Genomic DNA, 18,708 nt, shown 5'->3' with positions numbered 1-18,708 from the left:
AGAATAGCCTTCAAATACTTTTATAAATCATAAACAAATCAGTTTGGCGTTCCACTGTACAACGGTGGAATGAGGCAAAATTAAGCACGAACACTTCTTTGCCAGTCAATAAATGCTCTCTCGTCTGGTAATTTTTTTAACCCTTGGTAATACTGAACACGATCCGCCATACCTAAAGCCTCAATATGACAGAAAAAATCATCATCTTGCACAGGTATAGCATACTCGTAACAGAAAGTCGGGCTAGTAAAGCTAGCAAAATAATCATTCACCAGTTGAATAGCCTCATCACTGGAGTACCTATAAGACGCTTGCAGATGCTTGACTACACGCTCAAATAGGTACATCACGTCATCATCCGCAGAAACTTTTAACTCAACCATATAGAGCTACCTTATTTAGACATATATCTATTGAACAGGTTTACTGCCGCATCAGTATGGATCAGCTCTCTCACCCCAATGCCAGATAGTTCCATCCCTACCTACTCGTTGCCTCATTCCACCGCTGTGCGGTGGGATCTTGCGCAATAATATTCCTCATGGTTGATATTTTTCAACATCACCATTTCGCATAGTGCTGTTCTAATAATCCATATTCATTATCTAATAACACCAATTCAACATTTTCATGTTCAATCGTGCCGCTGACTTTCGCTTGCCATTGATTAAACTGACTACCAATCAAACGCAGGTTAATATTTTCAAAACGACACCACCCAGTTTCAACCAATAAATTCAATCGCTCATCCAAAGAACGAATTGACCAACAGTTTTCATTTTGTTGTTCAAATAAAATATCGGTTAGTGGATATAAACGACCATCAACCCACAACGCATTTTCATTACCAAAGCTTTCATTGACACCTGATGCGAGATTCAAACCAATACGGCGATCATTTGCATCTCGAAATTGACAAGATAACCAAAACCAAGCGGTTTCAGGTCGTAAAAAACCACAGGTATCATCGAGTGCAGCAAGGCTGTGAGAATTAAATTCAATCTGCTGTTGATCTGGGCTAATGAAAAAACCTTCTACAGCCAAAGTGGTTTGTTTTTGTGTATATGTCCAACCATTGATCCCTGTTGGGCTACATAAACTGAGTGCATCCGTACCTGCACAGAAAATACGTGCTTTCAGTTGTACTTCGCCATGTTTGGTCACTTGGATATAACGCACACCATTGGCGTGTTGCATATCAAATTGATAAGCCGATTTTTTAAAATAGCTTTGACTGAATAAAGGTTGTTCATCGAGTTGAGTTTTCAATGCTAATGGCTGAATCGCATTCCATTCGATTACTTTTTCAGAAAGGTGATCATAGACATAGAAAAATCCATGCCCTGCCCATGATAGATCGACAATCGCAATACCAATACTGTAATGCTCATGTTGTAAACCACAAAATTTAAATTTTTTATACTTAAGTTGCTTACGCCAACCTTTTAGCACCTGACCATAAGGTGTTTTATAAATATAGTCATCTAGATTAATTTTTGAGGGTATCTGATCAAAACGCCCATAACGAGGCTGACCATTCTCTTGTATTAATTTCACAATATTCCCCAAAATAAATTAACGTGCATGGACTGTTCTGACCTGATTTTTACCATTGTGCTTAGCTTCATATAGTGCTTTATCTGCTTGTTCAAATAAACTCATATAATCAAAACCGCTATGAACTGTACTACTTACCCCAAAGCAAGCTTGAACATAAATAAATTCCGTTTCATTAACTTCAATTGCACTTTGCTCTAATGCTTTACGACAGACCTCTGCTACCGCAACTGCATTTTCAATTAAAGTAAATGGCAATAAAATAACGAACTCTTCACCACCATAACGTCCAATCACATCACTGGCTCGCAAATTTCTTCTTAATATATCGGCAACATGTTTTAAAACCAAATCACCTTGATGATGTCCATATTGATCATTAATTTTTTTAAAATTATCAATATCGACCATAATTAATGATGTTTCACGGTGAGTAATTTGTGCCTGCTGCATCTGTAAATCAATAATTTGATTAACCCCACGGCGGTTAAGCAGACTCGTTAATTCATCAGTGCAACTCAGTTTTTCTATTTTTGAGTTATATCTACGCCAACGCTCTACACTAATATCAAATAAAGTTATGGTAAATGCTGCATATAAAGTCGTATAAAACATTGAATAAACAATCTGGGTATTCTGAACATCTTTATGCAACAATATATATGGCTTATAAGCCATCGCATAATCTAGACAACCAAATACAGTGAGCCCAGATAAAAGAAAATATGCAACAATATAAGAAACCAAACCAAAATAAACAACAAAACGAGGGAACAACAATAATGCCGTAAAGGCAATTCCCATAAAAATAATCCCATTAAGAATGTTCAGCAAACCAATTCCTATTGGCAAACCTAACAGTGAAAATGGGTAATAGACAGATAGAAATAATACATAATAAATATGAAATTTTGGCTTATTTTTAATAAAAAAACCAAATAAGATTAAAAATGCATTTAAAACAAATATACTGGGATACAACCACTGAAGTTTAATCAACAACTCAGTATTTGCTAAAGGGTGATACATATATTTTATTTGCATAAAATATATAACAATCGCAGTAAAACTGGCATAAATGAGTATAGATTGGGATTTTTTGACTAAATCCCAATCCAAAATGACAAGAAAGGCTTTACTGATATATCTGGGTAAGGAGTATTTCATCCCCTACAATCCTGTATGATTATTATCGTGTTATACGTCCATGTATAGCTAGTCAGCGCATAAAAATCAATGCTGTTTTAGCACACTATTCATCCAATAATATCACATAAATATTCAGTTTTATAAGTCGACCATCGGAATACCATCAATTTTAGCAACGGTCATCAAGTCTTTATCGCCACGACCTGAAACCGTTGCAATAATGATTTGATCTTTCGACATGGTTGGTGCAAGTTTGGTGACATAAGCCATCGCATGTGAACTTTCAAGCGCAGGAATAATCCCTTCAATCTGTGTTAAATCACGGAAGCCTTGTAGTGCTTCATCATCTCGGATTGGCACATATTCAACACGATGCATATCTTTTAAGAAGCTATGCTCTGGACCAACACCAGGATAGTCCAAACCAGCTGAAATACTATGGGTTTCAATGATTTGACCTTGCTCATCCGACATCAGGTAAGTACGGTTACCATGTAATACACCAACATGCCCTGCATTTAATGGCGCAGAGTGCTTACCTGTTTCAATACCATAGCCCGCGGCTTCAACACCGTACATTTTCACATCTTGGTCATTCAAGAATGGATAGAACAAGCCCATTGCATTAGAACCACCACCAACACAAGCGACCAAAGCATCAGGTAAACGCCCTGCTTGCGCTTGGATTTGTTGACGTGCTTCACGACCAATGATTGATTGGAAATCACGAACGAGTTGTGGATATGGATGTGGACCAGCAACAGTACCAATCACATAATAAGTCGTATCAACATTAGTCACCCAATCACGCATTGCTTCATTCATGGCATCTTTTAATGTTTTTGAACCGCTTTGCACAGAAACTACCGTCGCCCCAAGCAAACGCATACGATATACATTCATGGCTTGACGTTTTACGTCTTCAGCACCCATGTACACCACACATTCCATACCTAAACGTGCAGCAATCGTCGCGGTCGCAACACCATGTTGACCCGCACCAGTTTCTGCAATAATACGTTTTTTGCCCGACAGTTTTGCCAATAAAGCCTGACCAATCGTGTTGTTGACCTTATGTGAACCCGTATGGTTCAAGTCTTCACGTTTCAGGTAAATTTGCGCACCGCCGAGGTGCTGAGACCATCGTTCAGCATGATAAAGTGGACTCGGACGACCAACATAGAACGCAAGATCACGGTCAAACTCTGCTAAAAACTGGGCATCATTTTTCATACGACCATAAAGACTTTCTAAGTCTTCAAGTGCAGCCATAAGCGTTTCTGACACAAAACGCCCACCATGAATACCAAAATGCCCCTGAGCATCTGGAAACTGGGTGTAGTCAATCGCCTGATTTTGTTGACTAAGGTTTTGCTGATCCACGTTGGACTCCTTGCATAAATTTTTCAATGAGTTGTTGGTCTTTTATACCTTTTGCGGACTCGACGCCTCCGCTGACATCCACAGCAAAAGCTGCTGTGGTATCAATAGCGTCACTCACATTTTCAGGGGTTAAGCCCCCTGCCAAGATTAGTGGAATATCGAGTTTTGGAAATTTATTCCAGTCGAAACAGTGACCTGTTCCACCTTTTAAATCAGGATGCCACGCATCAAGTAGAATTGCACTTGCACCTACCGCTTGATAGCGTTGAATTTCGGTCAAAATATCTAAATCGGGTTTAACCTGAATGGCTTTGTACCAACGGCGCTTACATTGCTGTGCAATCTGTTGGCATTGTTCAGGTGTTTCATCGCCATGTAGTTGTAATACATCCAAAGGAACTGAATCAAGCACTGTTTGTATTTCTTCTGCGCTTGCATTTACAAATAAGCCAATCAACTGAACATAAGGCGGTACTGACTTTGCTAATACTTGAGCTTGCTCAATACTGACATGACGTGGACTTGGAGGAAAGAAGACCAATCCAATTGCATCTGCTCCAGCTTGTACAACAGCATTAATATCTTGAGCGCGAGTGATTCCACAAATTTTGGCACGAGTTCGCAGTTGAGCTTGGCGCATTTGATGTCCAATTTGAAATGAGTATTTGCTACGCTCATATTGTAAAGCAATTTGACAGAATTTGGGCAAAGTTCATTTCCAAATGCAATTGTTTAAAAAACGTGAACACTTTATACTTTGCTCAATCTCACAACAAGTCTAAAGCAAATTCTTTTGCTTATAGGGAAGTTGGTGCAAATCCAACACTGCCCTCGCAACGGTAACACCGAATTATTAATCTCAGCTAAACGCCAAATCACTGCATCTGAATGATGTGGGAAGATGATTAATAGCATCACGATTGTGATGATATAGTGAAGTCCGGAGACCTGCTTGTTGTTTATTTCCACGTTAACATTCACGATGGGTGAATGTATGGAGCGACATCATGTCTACTATTTTTCAACCGACACGCTTAGTTGGTGCTATCGCTATTGCGATGGGGTTTTCTTCAACTACTTTTGCTCAAGATCAATCAACGGATAAAACAGCAACACTTGATACGATTGTTGTAACAGCATCTCGTACTGAAGAAAAGTTAAAGAATGTTCCTGCACGCCTTACAGTAATTGATCAAAAGACGATTGAGCAAAATCCTATATTAAATATCTCTGATGTCATTCAACGTGATCCATCGGTATATATAAAACAAAGCGGTGGCTTAGGACAAATTTCTGAGATTTCACTTCGCGGTGCCAAATCAGTTCACACTTTAGTTCTTAAAGATGGTGCTCGTTTAAATAGTCAAAATGAACTTGCCCCACTCTATCCTGCATTTTTAGATACAACTGATGTTCAACAAGTTGAAATCTTAAAAGGACCTGCATCTGTACAATATGGTAGTGATGCGATTGGTGGTGTTGTCCAATTAATTTCAAAAAGACCTGAAAAAACAGGTGCCGATTTAACTGGCATTTATGGGGAAAATAATACTTATAAAACGATCGCCAATGCCAATTTAGTGACTGATCAAGGTTTTTATGCACAAGTCGGTGGTCAACGCTTAGAAAGCGATGGCACACGCATTCTAGAAAGCCAAGCTAAAAGTGAAAAAGCCAGTTATGACCAAAAGGGCTATCACGCCAAAGTCGGTTTTTATCAAGAAAATACAATAGATGCTTCTGCTTCAATTAGTGAAAATAAAGGAACCAATATTTTCACTAATAACTATATTACCAATACAGCACAACGCCAATTTGAGAATCGTGTCATTAATGCAAAGCTTGCCTACAATATTTTGCCTGATTTAATCGTAAATGCACGTTATTCAAATGCGCAAGATAAGCAAAATGTACCTTCTTATGGCTCACGCTACGACACTGAAAATAATGAAGGTGATTTAAGCCTAAAATGGAAATTCACCCAAAATCAAAATATCTTAGTTGGTGCAACATATACGGATGCAAATTATCAAACCAACACAATTTTAAAAGGTGATCAGAGTGTTGATAGTACAGGCTATTACCTCCAACACCAATTTAAAAATGAACAATTTGATACGCAAGTGGGTGTACGTTTAGAAGACAATGAGCGCTTTGGTGATCATACCGTTGGTCAAGCTGCTGTTCGCTATCATTTCTTACCGAATGCAAGTGTGTATGCGAATATTGGAAGTGCATTCCGTGCACCAACACTCAATGAAATGTACTCACAATGGGGAGGAAATATTGATTTAAAACCAGAGGAAAGTACTTCTTATGAAATTGGTGCTGACTATCAATTGAATCAAAAGTTACTTGCAAATATTTCACTTTATCAAAATGAAGTTAAGAATTTAATTTCATCTCAATGTATTGCAACCTGTGATGGTGATTGGGTAACAACTTTTCCTGTTTATCAAAACTTAAACGTTGATAAAGCCACATTTAAAGGTGGTGAATTAGGTTTAAAATGGCAACAAGATGATTACTTCATTTCAACCCAATATGCCTATGTAAAAACTGAAAATAAAGAAACTGGGTTAGAAATAGCTTACAGACCAAAAAATACTGTTACCCTAACAACTGGTTTAGAGAACTCTATCTACGGTATCAATATTTCAGCGATTGCTCGTTCAAAATCAAATGCATCAAATACTGCAAATCCTATTCAAGTACCAGGCTATGCGACGATGGATTTCAACGCCTTTTGGAATATTAATCCAAATGTAAAAGTCTTTACCAACATTCAAAACCTTTGGGATAATCAGTACCACCAAGTATCTCGATCTGCAACAGATTGGTATATCAACGGTGGTCGCCAAGCTTCTATGGGTGTGACTTTACGTTATTAATCGTGCAATCTAGACAATAAAAATATTTTCTTAACTCCAATTTCGGGGTAATGTTCTGACCGACATTATCCCCTTTTTTATTTGTAGGACAGTTTCATGGGACATCGTTTAAGTAAAATCTATACACGCACAGGTGATTCAGGCACAACAGGGCTTGGGGATGGCTCACGTGTTGCTAAAGATGACTTACGAATTAATGCGCTAGGTGATGTAGATGAACTCAATGCCACGATTGGCGTATTAAGAGCACAAATCAGCGCATCTCAAATTGAAAATAAAGCTGATTGGGATAAAAGTTTAAGCTTGATCCAACATTGGCTGTTCGATTTAGGCGGTGAAGTTTGTATTCCGAACTACCATTTACTCCAACCAATTTGTATCGAATTTCTTGAAAAAGAAATTGATCACATGAATGAATCGCTACCAATGCTCAAAGAGTTTATCTTACCTTCAGGTAGCTTAGCATGTAGTTATGCACATCAAGCTCGTGCCGTATGCCGCCGTGCAGAACGCGCTTTAATGTCAGTACACAACCGTGATCAAAACATTCAAGCTACTGCATTACAACTTTTAAACCGTTTATCTGACTGGTTATTTGTTGCTTCGCGTGCTTTGCAGTGTGCAGAAGGCGGTAGTGAAGTACTTTGGCAAAAAAACATTAATGATAGTATTGATCAAGCATAATTATTTTAAGGCAAATCAAAATGCGAATCATTGGTCATCGTGGCGCACGTGGCGAAGCTCCTGAAAATACGTTAGGTGGCTTTCGTTATCTGCATGATTTAGGTATACGTGCTGTCGAGTTTGATGTACGTCAACTCAAAGATGACCAATTGGTGGTGATTCATGATGATGATTTTGTTCGTACTACGGGCAAATTACAGCATGTTGAAAGCTGTAATTTACCCGAGGCTCAGCAATTCGATCATCGTCATCAATGGCATGCTTGGGCATTTGAAGAATACACACCTAGCCTGCCCCACGTGATGGCTTGTTTAACGGACTTTGAACATATTGAAGTTGAAATTAAAGCAGTTGCAGATGAAGCTGCTGCTGAGCGTTTAATTCTGCAATTACATCAAGATTTAGTTGGCTTTGAACAGGCTGCTACGATTACCAGTTTTGATGTAAAAATTTTAGCGGCATTGCAACAACACCAAAGTCATTTTAAACGCGGTCTGTTGGTTGAAATTCCAATCGGGGAATATGCAATCGAACTCGCACATCAATACGGATGCTGCCAAATTGGCTGGAAAGATCAACTTGCAACCGATCAAATCATTCAGCTCACTCAGCAAGCTCAGCTTGACGTCAGTGTTTGGACAGTTAATGAGGTTGAACGTGCCAAACACCTACAACAATTAGGCATTCAAGGCTTGATCACCGATGTACCAAGCACCATGTTACAAAATCTGACTTTATAAAACAGCGGAATTTATTCCGCCAACTGATTTTATTTTTTAGATTGCGCCTGAATTAAACGCTGCCCTTTTGCATCTAATAAATATAAATTCGTCCCTTCAATCTGAAAACGTTCAATCCGCTGCATCGCATCCATAAGGTCTGCTTCTTGTGCTAATGCTTTATCACAACTAAAGTGCTGCGCTCTCACATCAAAACCCATTTTGTTTTGGGTAAAATCATATTGATACGTCCCATAAATAATATTGCAGCCTGTATGACCTGAAACAGTTTTAGCAATAGAATTCAGCGAAAAACTTGGATATTGGTTGAAAAATAAAGCACGTTTATTTTGAATCATGGTAATTTGCCAATTTACATCTTGAACGCCATCATTACTCTTGCGAACTTGCATGGGTGGCAATTGATTTACACGCTTTGGCTGTAAGCTATTTTTATTGACTTGAGTTGGTTGGCTTTGACATGCAATAAGCACGGAAGCGGCAGATAATATTAAAGTTTTGTAAAAAGACTTGCTCAAAGAATAAATTGTATTTTTCACACTTATTTGTTCAGACATTGATTTATTTCGCCTTTTAATTCATTGATTAATTCAACAAATGAATTCTGTTACTGTTCTTTCAATACAACTGTAGAATAATACTAGTGCTAACTAATCTGAGCATGCTAATATCAGGCATAAAATAGCAATATATCGTCATGATTGGTTTTGCTATCTCGTTTGGTTTTATATCTTGTGTAAACAAGGTTTTTAGGAGCGCTGACGGATATGACTTCCGCCCCACTCAAGAAAGCACCCATTAATTGGATTGCAATTTTTGCATTGGTATTTTTACCAGTTGTTGCACTCATTTCGATTCCAATTTATACCTATTATCATGACTTTAGTATGGGCGCATGGATTAGCATGTTTGTCTTACTAGGTGTAAGCAGTTTAGGTATCACTGCTGGCTATCATCGTTTATGGGCACACCGTGCTTATGAAGCAACCCTACCTTTAAAAATCATTCTTATGATTATGGGTACTTTTGCAGTTCAAAATAGTATCTTATTTTGGGCTTCAGGTCACCGTACCCATCATCGTCATGTTGATGATATCGATCAAGACCCTTATTCGATTAATAATGGATTCTGGTATGCACATATGGGTTGGATGTTACGTAACTACCCTGCGGCCGAACCAAATTATAAAAATGCACCTGATTTGTTAAATGACAAATTAGTCATGTTCCAAAATAAATATTATGTTCCTTTAGTTATTGCTGTTCATGCAGGTATTTTGTTGCCTGTCGGTTGGTTGGTTGGTGATATCTGGGGTGTATTACTTTTAGGTGGTTTAGTTCGTTTGTTCCTTAGCCATCATGTCACCTTCTTCATTAACTCACTCTGTCATATGTGGGGTAAACGCCCTTACACTGACGAAAATACTGCACGTGATAACTTCATCTTAGCCATCCTCACTTGGGGTGAGGGCTATCATAACTATCACCATATTTTCCAATACGATTATCGTAACGGCGTAAAATGGTGGCAATATGACCCTACAAAATGGTTAATTTGGACAAGTTCTAAGTTAGGTTTAGCCAAAAATCTACGTCGTATTCCAAGCTTTAATATCCAAAAAGCAGAGCTTGCGATGAAGTTTAAATATGCTGAACAAGACCTCGCAATTTATGGTCACGATGTAAATACTGATATCGCTCAGATGAAACAACGTATTGCTCAAGAATATGAAGCATTTACCAATACATTAAATGATTGGGCTAAATTGAAAGAGCAAGAACTACAAGCGAAAAAAGCGGCAATGGCTGAAAAAATCCATCAAATGGATCATAAGCTTAAAGTTGATTTCCAACTCCTTGAACATCGCCTTGCACACCATCGTGAATGTTTAGAAACATTAGTGCGTAATATCAAAAAAGCACCAGTTTCGGAATAAAAATTATTCAACAAAATGGTCTCTTTAGAGGCCATTTTTTATGCCTATTTAAAGACTCAGCTCATAACCACAATTCACTATTTTAGACCTATCTTTGTTATAGTCATCATTCAGTTCCTTGCCATGATATTGACCTATGCATTTCAATCCTCGCTATCCATCTCTTAATTCAAAGCTCTATCATCAGCAACAACCAAGTCCTTTACGTGGTGCAAAAGCAGGTCATTTCAACGAGGTCTTGGCAGATGAATTGGAATGGAGTGAAGAAGATAAAGCCAATTGGGTCGAGATTTGTAGTGGGCAAAAAACTTTTGCTGAATTTACGCCCTTGGCAATGGTGTATGCAGGTCATCAATTTGGTCAATGGGCAGGTCAATTAGGCGATGGACGTGGTTTATTGATTGGACAAATTCTAAATCAACATGGGCAAACCATTGATCTACACCTCAAGGGTGCTGGCTCTACCCCCTACTCTCGTATGGGCGATGGTCGTGCCGTACTTCGTTCAGTTATTCGAGAATATTTAGCTGGACATGCACTTAATGCACTTGGTGTAGCATCTAGTCATGCGGTTGGTTTCACCACATCGACACAAGGTATACAACGTGAAACCTTAGAACTTGGTGCAATGTTGTTACGCACTTCAGAATGTCACATTCGCCTCGGTCATTTTGAGTGGATCAATCAATATGCACCTGAACTTTTAACTGAATTTACGCAAAAGTGTATCGAATGGCATTATCCAGAATGTTTAGAAGCTGACAATCCAAACCTTGCGTTTGCTAAAGCTGTCATTGAACGTACAGCAATCATGATCGCCAAATGGCAATTGGTCGGTTTTGCGCATGGTGTGATGAATACCGATAATTTAAATATTACAGGCTCAACATTAGATTTTGGTCCTTATGGTTTTATGGAACGTTTCCGTCCAAATTGGATCAATAACCATTCGGACTATCAAGGTCGCTATACCTATCAAAACCAACCCAGTATTGGACACTGGAATTTGTGGACATGGTTGAACAATCTTATTCCTTTAACTAAGCCTGAGCATAAAGAACAATTCAAACAAGATTTAGCGACTTGCTTAGAACAATTTGAACCAATCTTTCTACACCACTACGGTCAAGGACTTTGTGAAAAGATGGGACTCCCCCATTTTCATAAAGACAGTTTAGATTGTAGTTTTGCATTCTTACGAATTTTACAAACGGAACAACTCGACTATACGCAAAGTTTTATTCGCCTACAAAACAAGGCATATAAAGCACTCCGTGATGACTGCTTAGACCTACGTCAGTTTGATGCTTTTCTACATCAATATCAGGACATTCGTAACAATCAGGATACGGATGAATTAGATCGAATTATGCAAGGTGCCAATCCACATTATATTTTACGCAATCACATGGCACAAAAAGCGATTGAACAAGCTGAACGTGGTGATTTCAGTGAAGTTGAGCGTTTATTTAAGCTACTCCATCAGCCTTATCAAAAACAGCCTGAGTTGGAAACTGAACAAGATACCGCACCTTTACCAAGTGATGTGCCTGAAATTTCAGTAAGTTGTTCATCGTAGAAGATCAATGATGAAACTCAAGTTTGTTGTTGGATTTATAATAGTGATTCTTTTCAGTGGACTGACTTTTTATCAGTATGGGAAGTTTCTGCCTACATTCACACCAACACACAAACCTCTTTCAGCACAAGATATACAACGACTCAATCAAACCAAACCTGTGACTTCAATTGAAGTGTTTAAAAGCCAACGACTTCTACAATTGAAACATCAAGATGAAGTGATTCGAAGCTATCCGATTCGTTTGGGCTTTAACCCAATCGGGCATAAACAATTTGAAGGTGATGGCAAAACACCTGAAGGAACGTACTCAATCGACTGGCGCAATCCTCAAAGTTCATATTATAAATCGCTACATATTTCCTACCCGAATCAAAACGATCTGGCTTTCGCCAAACAGCAGCATCAATCTACAGGTGGAGACGTTATGATTCATGGAACAGTGCCTACACGGGCAGCTTCATTGCCTTCAAGCGCAACTTATATGCCTCGTAAAGATTGGACTTTGGGCTGTATTGCTGTCACTAATTCAGATATGGATGAAATATGGGCACTCGTCTCCAATCATACAAAGATCAATATTCACCCGTAATTTTTGAAAACTATCCACATTTTCTGTGGATAATGTTGTGGTTATCCACAGGATAAAATGAGATTGATAAAAAATGTCCCAACAACAAAGCTATAGTGAATACTTTTACCTCACCATTACCCAAGACAGTGAACAAGATGTTCAACAGATTATTGAACAATATCATTTTGATCGAATGTGTGGCTATGAAGCTTGGAATAAAGGTCAAATCAGTGATGATGGTACACATCAATTTCAACAGATGTGTATTCGCTTTGATGTCGATGACTGTCAAGATGATGCACAGCAATTATTTCATTGGTTTACTCGTCTTAAACATAACACTTCTATCTTACAAATATCACCCGATTTCAACTGTACTCTGCATTTGGTCACGCATGATGTAAATACGCAAGGCGCTGGTTTTCATCTTAATATTGATCTATTACGGGAGCTGAGCGAATTAAATGCTAGATTTCATTTACATGGTTATTTGGATCAAGATGATGGACACAATTATCCATATGCAAAACCAATAGTAACAATAGAAGAATCAAGACCATGTAGTGAATATGCTTATTTCTGTATTTGGTCTAAATTACCAGCAAAGGAGTTACAACAACTGTTTCCTGAATTAACTTTTGAAGTATATTTTGATCAGGGTCGTAATATTATTCGACCAAATGCAGTGATTAGACCGAGGATCAATCATCGTAATTCATCAATAAATCTTTCTTCACGTTTAAATCGAGAAACAGTAAAACTGAATGAGCATATCAGTGATGTACTGGAACAGTTACAACCTTATCAAAGTACCTTACAGCAGCTATTTTTTAATCCCCAATATTCACTCGGTATCAGTGCAACTGGGCATGTTGAAAATCCACATCACCGACTCGTCAGTGCAGCCAATATTCAACAATTGTTTGCACTAGGTTTGAGTTTAGATGTGGATTATTATTTTGCTTAGATTAGAACTCTATTATTCATCAGGATATTCAAAACGATAACCAACGCCATAAACGGCTTGAATCCATTCATGGCGATTACCTGTTTCGGCAGCATCTGTGATCTTACGGCGTAGGTTTTTGATATGGCTGTCAATCACACGATCGGCCACATCAAAACTATCAGGGTTAATATGATCTAACAGTTGCGCACGTGAATAAACTTGACCGAGATGCTCCAAAAATAATTCCAATAAACGAAATTCAGTTGGCGTTAAAGTTAATGCTTTTTGTTGATACCAAATCCGTTGCTGCGCTTTGTCTATACGAAATAAATCATTTTGATCAGGTTCTGCCTTACGCTCCAAACGGCGTAAAACAGCTTGAACACGAGCAACCAACTCTTTAGGACTAAATGGTTTACAAATATAGTCATCTGCACCCATATTTAAACCTAAGACACGATCAATTTCTTCAGTACGTGCAGTGACCATAATAATCGGTAGATCAGATTGCTCGCGCACTTTACGGCAAATAGTTAAACCATCCATACGTGGAACCATCAAGTCTAAAATCATGAGACTGGGTTTACGTTGCTGGAACTGAGTATAAGCATCTTGACCATCATGAAACATACTGACTTCAAAACCAGCTGCTTCTAAATAATCACGAACTAACTGCGCCAGTTCAACTTCATCTTCAACCAACATAATATGTTTCATGGTTTTCATCCTATCCATCATCCTCTAGAAAAGAGGTTCTAAAAGTTATTTGATTGGTTTTGGGAAAGTCAGTACACAACGCAATCCACCCAAAGGTGAATGATCAAAAGTCAGTGAACCACCTAATGCTTGTGCCAATTTACATGACAATGCCAAGCCTAAACCTGTACCGCCTGTACTTCGTGTACGTGAATCATCTACACGATAGAAACGCTCACCCAGATGCGCCAACTGCTCATCACTCACGCCAAATGGACTATCATCGACATACATTATCCATTGTTGCTCATTTTGTTGAGTATGAATCTGTATTTTTCCACCTTGCTCGGTATAGCGAACACAATTGCCCAATAAGTTAACGATAATCTGTTTAAAGCGATCTAAATCTAAAGATAAAACTGTGCCCTCACCGAACAAGTTCACCTCCAACTGATTTTGATCAAACGTAGATTTAAAGTTCTCTACTTCCTGCAATACTACATCCCACGGATTGACCTCAGCAAAATAACATTTGAGTTGTTGTGCATCTGCTTGCGCCAAATCAGCCAAATCCTGTGTTAGTTTCTTCAAACTGCTAATTTGACGCATCATTGCACTCAAATGCTCAGGTGTCGCCTTACGAATCCCATCTTGCATTGCTTCAATTTGTGCTTGTAAAACAGCTAAAGGCGTTTTCAACTCATGTGAGGTATCTGCGACCCATTGACGGCGTGATTCTTCATGTTGATGTAAAATATCAGCTAAATTATTAATTTGATTTGATAAATCACCCAACTCATCATTCCGTCGAATCTTCACTTGATGCTGATAATTACCACGTGTAAGTTCTGAGGTTGCATTCAATAGCCATTGAATTGGCTTTTTAAAATAAGTCGCCATCAATAAGGCTGCAACCAAACTTGATAATACAGTAAGTGCATAAACTAAAAGTAAATAACGCTTTTGATTACTAAAAAAATTGATACTTGAGGCATCATCCTGATCTAAAACAGGCTTTAATCCTAAATAACCAACGACCTCTTGCCCTACAATTATTGGTCGATAAGAAATTTGATCTGTGGCAGGCTCACCAACAATAAACTGGTGTTTTTCATCGTATAAAGAAAGTCGTGAGCTCAAACCTAAACGGTCAGGAATCGGAACAAATCGTTTTTTACCAGGATCACCTTCAGGCGGTAACGGAGGTCTCCCTTTGTCATCCTTTATACTTCGGTCATCCTTTTTTAATCGAAATTGGGCTGGGCTAAGTGGAAAACGTAGCCCTTCAAATGGCTGATATTCAGAAGGTAAGTTTTGCTTAAGAATATTGAGTTCTTCATTATTGAATAACTGACGATTTTTTATTTCCGTATTATTTTGTGCCAAGGTTGGAGAAAGCGTTAATAACGTATGGTCATTGAAATAACGCTGTTGTAATGCAATATCATACTGTCGACGTAACCACCACTGCGACAAACGATCATAATCATCTGGTGCAGCCGTTCCTTCAATTTGTAAAATTTGCGCCTGAATAGCGTTGCCCCAATCATGATAAACTGTATAAACATTGCCTAAATTATCAATCAGACGATCTAATTTTTGCATTTCGACATCAGCGACATAACGAGCAAAGTTCTTTTGCATCGTCCAATGCAACACGCCCAAGCTAATGGTGGCAATAACTAAGGTCGTGAGTAATACCGTTAAAAATAAACGTAAGGCTAAGGGCACGCGACGAACATTCAAAAGCGCAATCTCAATAGTGTTCTATTTATGAATTGTAACCAACATGGTCGAAAAAAACTCTTCATTGTTTCTTCATCTTTATTATTTAATCTTTAACCATGAAATCACAACAGATGACACGGGATAAAACAATGAACAAGACAAAAATCGCATTGATGACCACACTCCTCAGTTCTGTTTTAGGTTTAGCTGCCTGTCAGTCAACGATACCTCCAGAACAAGGAATGAAGCGTGACCACCGTCACTCGAATATGCAACGTGAACAACTAACACCTGAACAACGTGCGGAGTGGCAAGCGAAACGCGAACAACGCTCAGAAAAACGTGAACAAATGCGTGAAGAGCATCAAGCACAAAGAGCTGAAATTGAAAAAGCTTGTCAAGGAAAGCGCACTGGTGAACGCGTGAGTATTCAGTTGAATAATCGTGTAATAGAAGGCAGTTGTGAAATTCGTTTTACACCTGACCAATCACAGTTCAAACGCCAAACCAATGCCACAACTTAATTCCTTATTCTACCCACAGGCGCTTTTAAGCGCCTTTTTTATGAATGCTGACAAATATTACGACTCAGTGAAATGATCAACAGACCTCAAAGCCTCATCTGTCCTACACAGCTGCTTACGATTTTTTGCATATTATTACAAGCAGATTCAAGGGAAACTACCTACAATCAATACGCTTTAACATAGTTTTATGATTATCTTTGACTTTACAGTCACTAAGAAATGCCCTGTTAAAGCTTGTACCGAACTATAACTTGTTGCACGATTAGCAACACAAAATGCTACCCTCTTTGGGTATATTTATCATTGACTAAGATTATAACTCTGGTTTAACCAGTATTGAGGAAAATGCTATGCCACAATACAAAGCACCCTTACGTGATATGCAGTTCGTATTGCACGAATTATTAAATGCTGAAGCACATTACGCAACACTTCCTGCATTTCAAGGCACCGTAAGCCGCGAATTGGTTGATCAATATTTAGAAGCAGCGGCTGATTTCTGTGAAAATGAGCTTTCTCCTTTAAACCAAGTGGGCGACCGCGAAGGTTGTACATGGAATGACGGTGTTGTTACGACACCTACAGGCTTTAAAGAAGCATATCAAAAATATATCGAACTTGGTTTCCCATCTCTTTCTGCTGATGAAGAGTTCGGTGGTCAAGCTTTACCAAACTCTTTAGGGATTGCAATCTCTGAAATGGTAGGTACAGCGAACTGGTCTTGGGGTATGTACCCTGGTCTTTCTCACGGTGCTGTTCGTACGATTGAACATCACGGTTCTGATGAGCAAAAATCGATTTACATGCCAAACCTTGTTTCAGGTGTTTGGACAGGTACAATGTGCTTAACTGAATCTCATGCAGGTTCAGACTTAGGTATTATCCGTACTAAAGCAGAACCAAATGCTGACGGTAGCTATGCAATCTCTGGCGAGAAAATTTTTATCTCTGCTGGTGAACACGACATGGCTGAAAACATCATTCATATCGTACTTGCTCGTTTACCTGGCGCGCCTAAAGGCACTAAAGGTATTTCACTGTTCATCGTACCAAAATTCCACGTAAATGCTGACGGTTCTGTTGGCGAGCGTAATGCGGTTCGTTGTGGATCAATCGAACACAAAATGGGTATCCATGGTAACGCAACTTGTGTCATCAACTTTGACCAAGCAAAAGGTTACTTGATTGGACCTGAGAACCGTGGTTTGAACTGCATGTTCACATTCATGAACACTGCACGTATTGGTACTGCTGTTCAAGGTTTATCTGCATCTGAAGGTTCTTTCCAAGGTGCGTTAGCATATGCAAAAGACCGTTTAGCAATGCGTTCACTTTCAGGTCCTAAAGCACCTGAAAAAGAAGCAGATCCAATTATTGTTCACCCTGCTGTTCGTAACATGCTTTTAACTCAAAAAGCATTTGCTGAAGGTGGTCGTGCGCTTGTTTACTTACTTGCTCAATATGCAGATGTCGTTGAAAAAGGCGAAACTGAAGAAGAGCGTAAGTTTGCTGACAACATCTTATCTGTGTTAACACCTATTGCTAAAGCATTCTTAACTGAAACTGGTTCAGAATCTGCGAAGCACGGTGTTCAAGTGTTTGGTGGTCACGGTTTCATTTCTGAACACGGTATGGAGCAAATCGTACGTGATACACGTATTGCTTGCTTATACGAAGGTACAACTGAAATCCAAGCACTTGACTTGTTAGGTCGTAAAGTATTGCAAACTCAAGGTGCAATGTTGAAAGACTTCACCAAGATCATCCATAAATTTGTTGAAGCAAACAAAGACAATGCTGCAATGCAAGAGTTCCTTGCACCATTGGCTGCTGCGAACAAAGAATGGGGCGATATCACGATGCAAATCGGTATGCGTGCAATGCAAAACCCTGATGAAGTTGGTGCAGCTGCGGTTGACTACTTATACTTCTCTGGTTATGTAACACTTGCATTCCTATGGGCGCGTATGGCACTTGTTGCTCAAGAGAAATTGGCTGAAGGTACAACTGAAGTTGACTTCTACAATGCAAAAGTAACGACTGCTCGCTTCTACTTCAAGAAGATCTTGCCACGTATTCGTTCACACGTAGATGTACTTTCAACTGGTGTTGCACCATTGTTTGAACTTGATGCGGAACACTTCGCGTTCTAATCATAGATTAGAATGAGATGCAACGTTCATCACAGAAAAAGGACTGGTCAGTTTTGACCGTCCTTTTTTTGTTTAATCAATGCTAAATTTACACTATTCAATTTATTTGTTCGTTTTATTTAATCACTTTGCACATGACCTGTGCGTAAAAAGGAACGATT

At 38.8% G+C, this 18,708-nt stretch carries 17 protein-coding genes and 1 riboswitch; of the genes, 9 read left to right on the top strand and 8 right to left on the bottom strand.

Annotation, left to right across the window (positions count from 1 at the left end; genetic code table 11):
- Positions 1-80: 80 nt before the first annotated feature.
- The 5 genes from MMP60_RS03120 to MMP60_RS03100 form a co-directional block, all read right to left on the bottom strand.
- Positions 81-383, bottom strand: coding sequence for a hypothetical protein (locus tag MMP60_RS03120; protein WP_241334926.1), 303 nt, complete (start codon positions 381-383; stop codon positions 81-83).
- Positions 384-561: 178 nt separating this feature from the next.
- Positions 562-1,557 carry a DUF2804 domain-containing protein gene (locus tag MMP60_RS03115; RefSeq protein WP_018677790.1) on the bottom strand — a complete coding sequence of 332 codons (996 nt, stop codon included), beginning with the start codon at positions 1,555-1,557 and terminating at the stop codon, positions 562-564.
- 18 nt (positions 1,558-1,575) lie between these two features.
- Positions 1,576-2,361 carry a GGDEF domain-containing protein gene (locus tag MMP60_RS03110; RefSeq protein ID WP_241334925.1) on the bottom strand — a complete coding sequence of 262 codons (786 nt, stop codon included), beginning with the start codon at positions 2,359-2,361 and terminating at the stop codon, positions 1,576-1,578.
- A gap of 483 nt (positions 2,362-2,844) precedes the next feature.
- Positions 2,845-4,089, bottom strand: coding sequence for a tryptophan synthase subunit beta (gene trpB / locus MMP60_RS03105; protein WP_241334924.1), 1,245 nt, complete (start codon positions 4,087-4,089; stop codon positions 2,845-2,847).
- The gene (locus MMP60_RS03100; protein ID WP_241334923.1) at positions 4,070-4,729 is read right to left on the bottom strand and encodes a phosphoribosylanthranilate isomerase; all 660 of its coding nucleotides are present in this window, start codon (positions 4,727-4,729) and stop codon (positions 4,070-4,072) included. Before MMP60_RS03100 ends, trpB begins: the two co-directional genes overlap by 20 nt.
- Before the next feature lie 117 nt (positions 4,730-4,846).
- A riboswitch (cobalamin riboswitch) is annotated at positions 4,847-5,060 on the top strand.
- 36 nt (positions 5,061-5,096) lie between these two features.
- On the opposite strand from MMP60_RS03100, the gene MMP60_RS03095 reads away from it, so the two are divergent.
- From MMP60_RS03095 to MMP60_RS03085, 3 genes are all read left to right on the top strand, one after another.
- Complete coding sequence (locus MMP60_RS03095; protein ID WP_241334922.1) at positions 5,097-6,980, top strand: TonB-dependent receptor; 1,884 nt, start codon at positions 5,097-5,099, stop codon at positions 6,978-6,980.
- Positions 6,981-7,076: 96 nt separating this feature from the next.
- Positions 7,077-7,664 carry a cob(I)yrinic acid a,c-diamide adenosyltransferase gene (locus MMP60_RS03090; RefSeq protein ID WP_241334921.1) on the top strand — a complete coding sequence of 196 codons (588 nt, stop codon included), beginning with the start codon at positions 7,077-7,079 and terminating at the stop codon, positions 7,662-7,664.
- Positions 7,665-7,684: 20 nt separating this feature from the next.
- Positions 7,685-8,404 (top strand): glycerophosphodiester phosphodiesterase, encoded by a 720-nt coding sequence (locus MMP60_RS03085; RefSeq protein WP_241334920.1) that lies wholly within the window; start codon positions 7,685-7,687, stop codon positions 8,402-8,404.
- A gap of 29 nt (positions 8,405-8,433) precedes the next feature.
- On the opposite strand, the gene MMP60_RS03080 is transcribed toward MMP60_RS03085, so the two are convergent.
- Positions 8,434-8,961, bottom strand: a complete 528-nt coding sequence (locus tag MMP60_RS03080) for an META domain-containing protein (protein ID WP_241334919.1) — start codon at positions 8,959-8,961, stop codon at positions 8,434-8,436.
- A gap of 210 nt (positions 8,962-9,171) precedes the next feature.
- Here MMP60_RS03080 and MMP60_RS03075 point away from each other — a divergent pair, with 210 nt between their 5' ends.
- The 4 genes from MMP60_RS03075 (at position 9,172) to MMP60_RS03060 (ending at position 13,461) form a co-directional block, all read left to right on the top strand.
- Positions 9,172-10,341, top strand: a complete 1,170-nt coding sequence (locus MMP60_RS03075; protein WP_241334918.1) for an acyl-CoA desaturase — start codon at positions 9,172-9,174, stop codon at positions 10,339-10,341.
- Between the two features lie 136 nt (positions 10,342-10,477).
- The gene (locus MMP60_RS03070; protein WP_241334917.1) at positions 10,478-11,920 is read left to right on the top strand and encodes a protein adenylyltransferase SelO family protein; all 1,443 of its coding nucleotides are present in this window, start codon (positions 10,478-10,480) and stop codon (positions 11,918-11,920) included.
- A 10-nt stretch (positions 11,921-11,930) separates the two neighbouring features.
- Entirely contained in the window at positions 11,931-12,512 is a 582-nt protein-coding gene (locus tag MMP60_RS03065) for a L,D-transpeptidase family protein (protein ID WP_241335168.1), read from the top strand.
- Between the two features lie 73 nt (positions 12,513-12,585).
- Complete coding sequence (locus tag MMP60_RS03060) at positions 12,586-13,461, top strand: DUF4279 domain-containing protein (RefSeq protein ID WP_241334916.1); 876 nt, start codon at positions 12,586-12,588, stop codon at positions 13,459-13,461.
- Positions 13,462-13,473: 12 nt separating this feature from the next.
- Here MMP60_RS03060 and MMP60_RS03055 read toward each other — a convergent pair whose 3' ends face one another.
- Positions 13,474-14,160 (bottom strand): response regulator, encoded by a 687-nt coding sequence (locus MMP60_RS03055; protein WP_241334915.1) that lies wholly within the window; start codon positions 14,158-14,160, stop codon positions 13,474-13,476.
- A gap of 45 nt (positions 14,161-14,205) precedes the next feature.
- On the bottom strand, positions 14,206-15,885 hold the full coding sequence (gene baeS, locus MMP60_RS03050) for a sensor histidine kinase efflux regulator BaeS (RefSeq protein WP_241334914.1): 1,680 nt from the start codon (positions 15,883-15,885) through the stop codon (positions 14,206-14,208).
- 131 nt (positions 15,886-16,016) lie between these two features.
- On the opposite strand from baeS, the gene MMP60_RS03045 reads away from it, so the two are divergent.
- The gene (locus MMP60_RS03045; RefSeq protein ID WP_241334913.1) at positions 16,017-16,391 is read left to right on the top strand and encodes a heavy-metal resistance; all 375 of its coding nucleotides are present in this window, start codon (positions 16,017-16,019) and stop codon (positions 16,389-16,391) included.
- 353 nt (positions 16,392-16,744) lie between these two features.
- Positions 16,745-18,547: an acyl-CoA dehydrogenase C-terminal domain-containing protein gene (locus tag MMP60_RS03040; protein ID WP_241334912.1), complete on the top strand. Its 1,803-nt coding sequence runs from the start codon at positions 16,745-16,747 to the stop codon at positions 18,545-18,547.
- Positions 18,548-18,708: the final 161 nt, after the last annotated feature.

It is taken from the genome of Acinetobacter sp. ANC 4805, assembly GCF_022549495.1.
In the GTDB taxonomy this organism is placed as follows: Bacteria; Pseudomonadota; Gammaproteobacteria; order Pseudomonadales; family Moraxellaceae; genus Acinetobacter.
The sequence above is the reverse complement of the archived record's forward strand: the minus strand, read 5'-3'. Positions and strand labels throughout refer to the sequence as shown.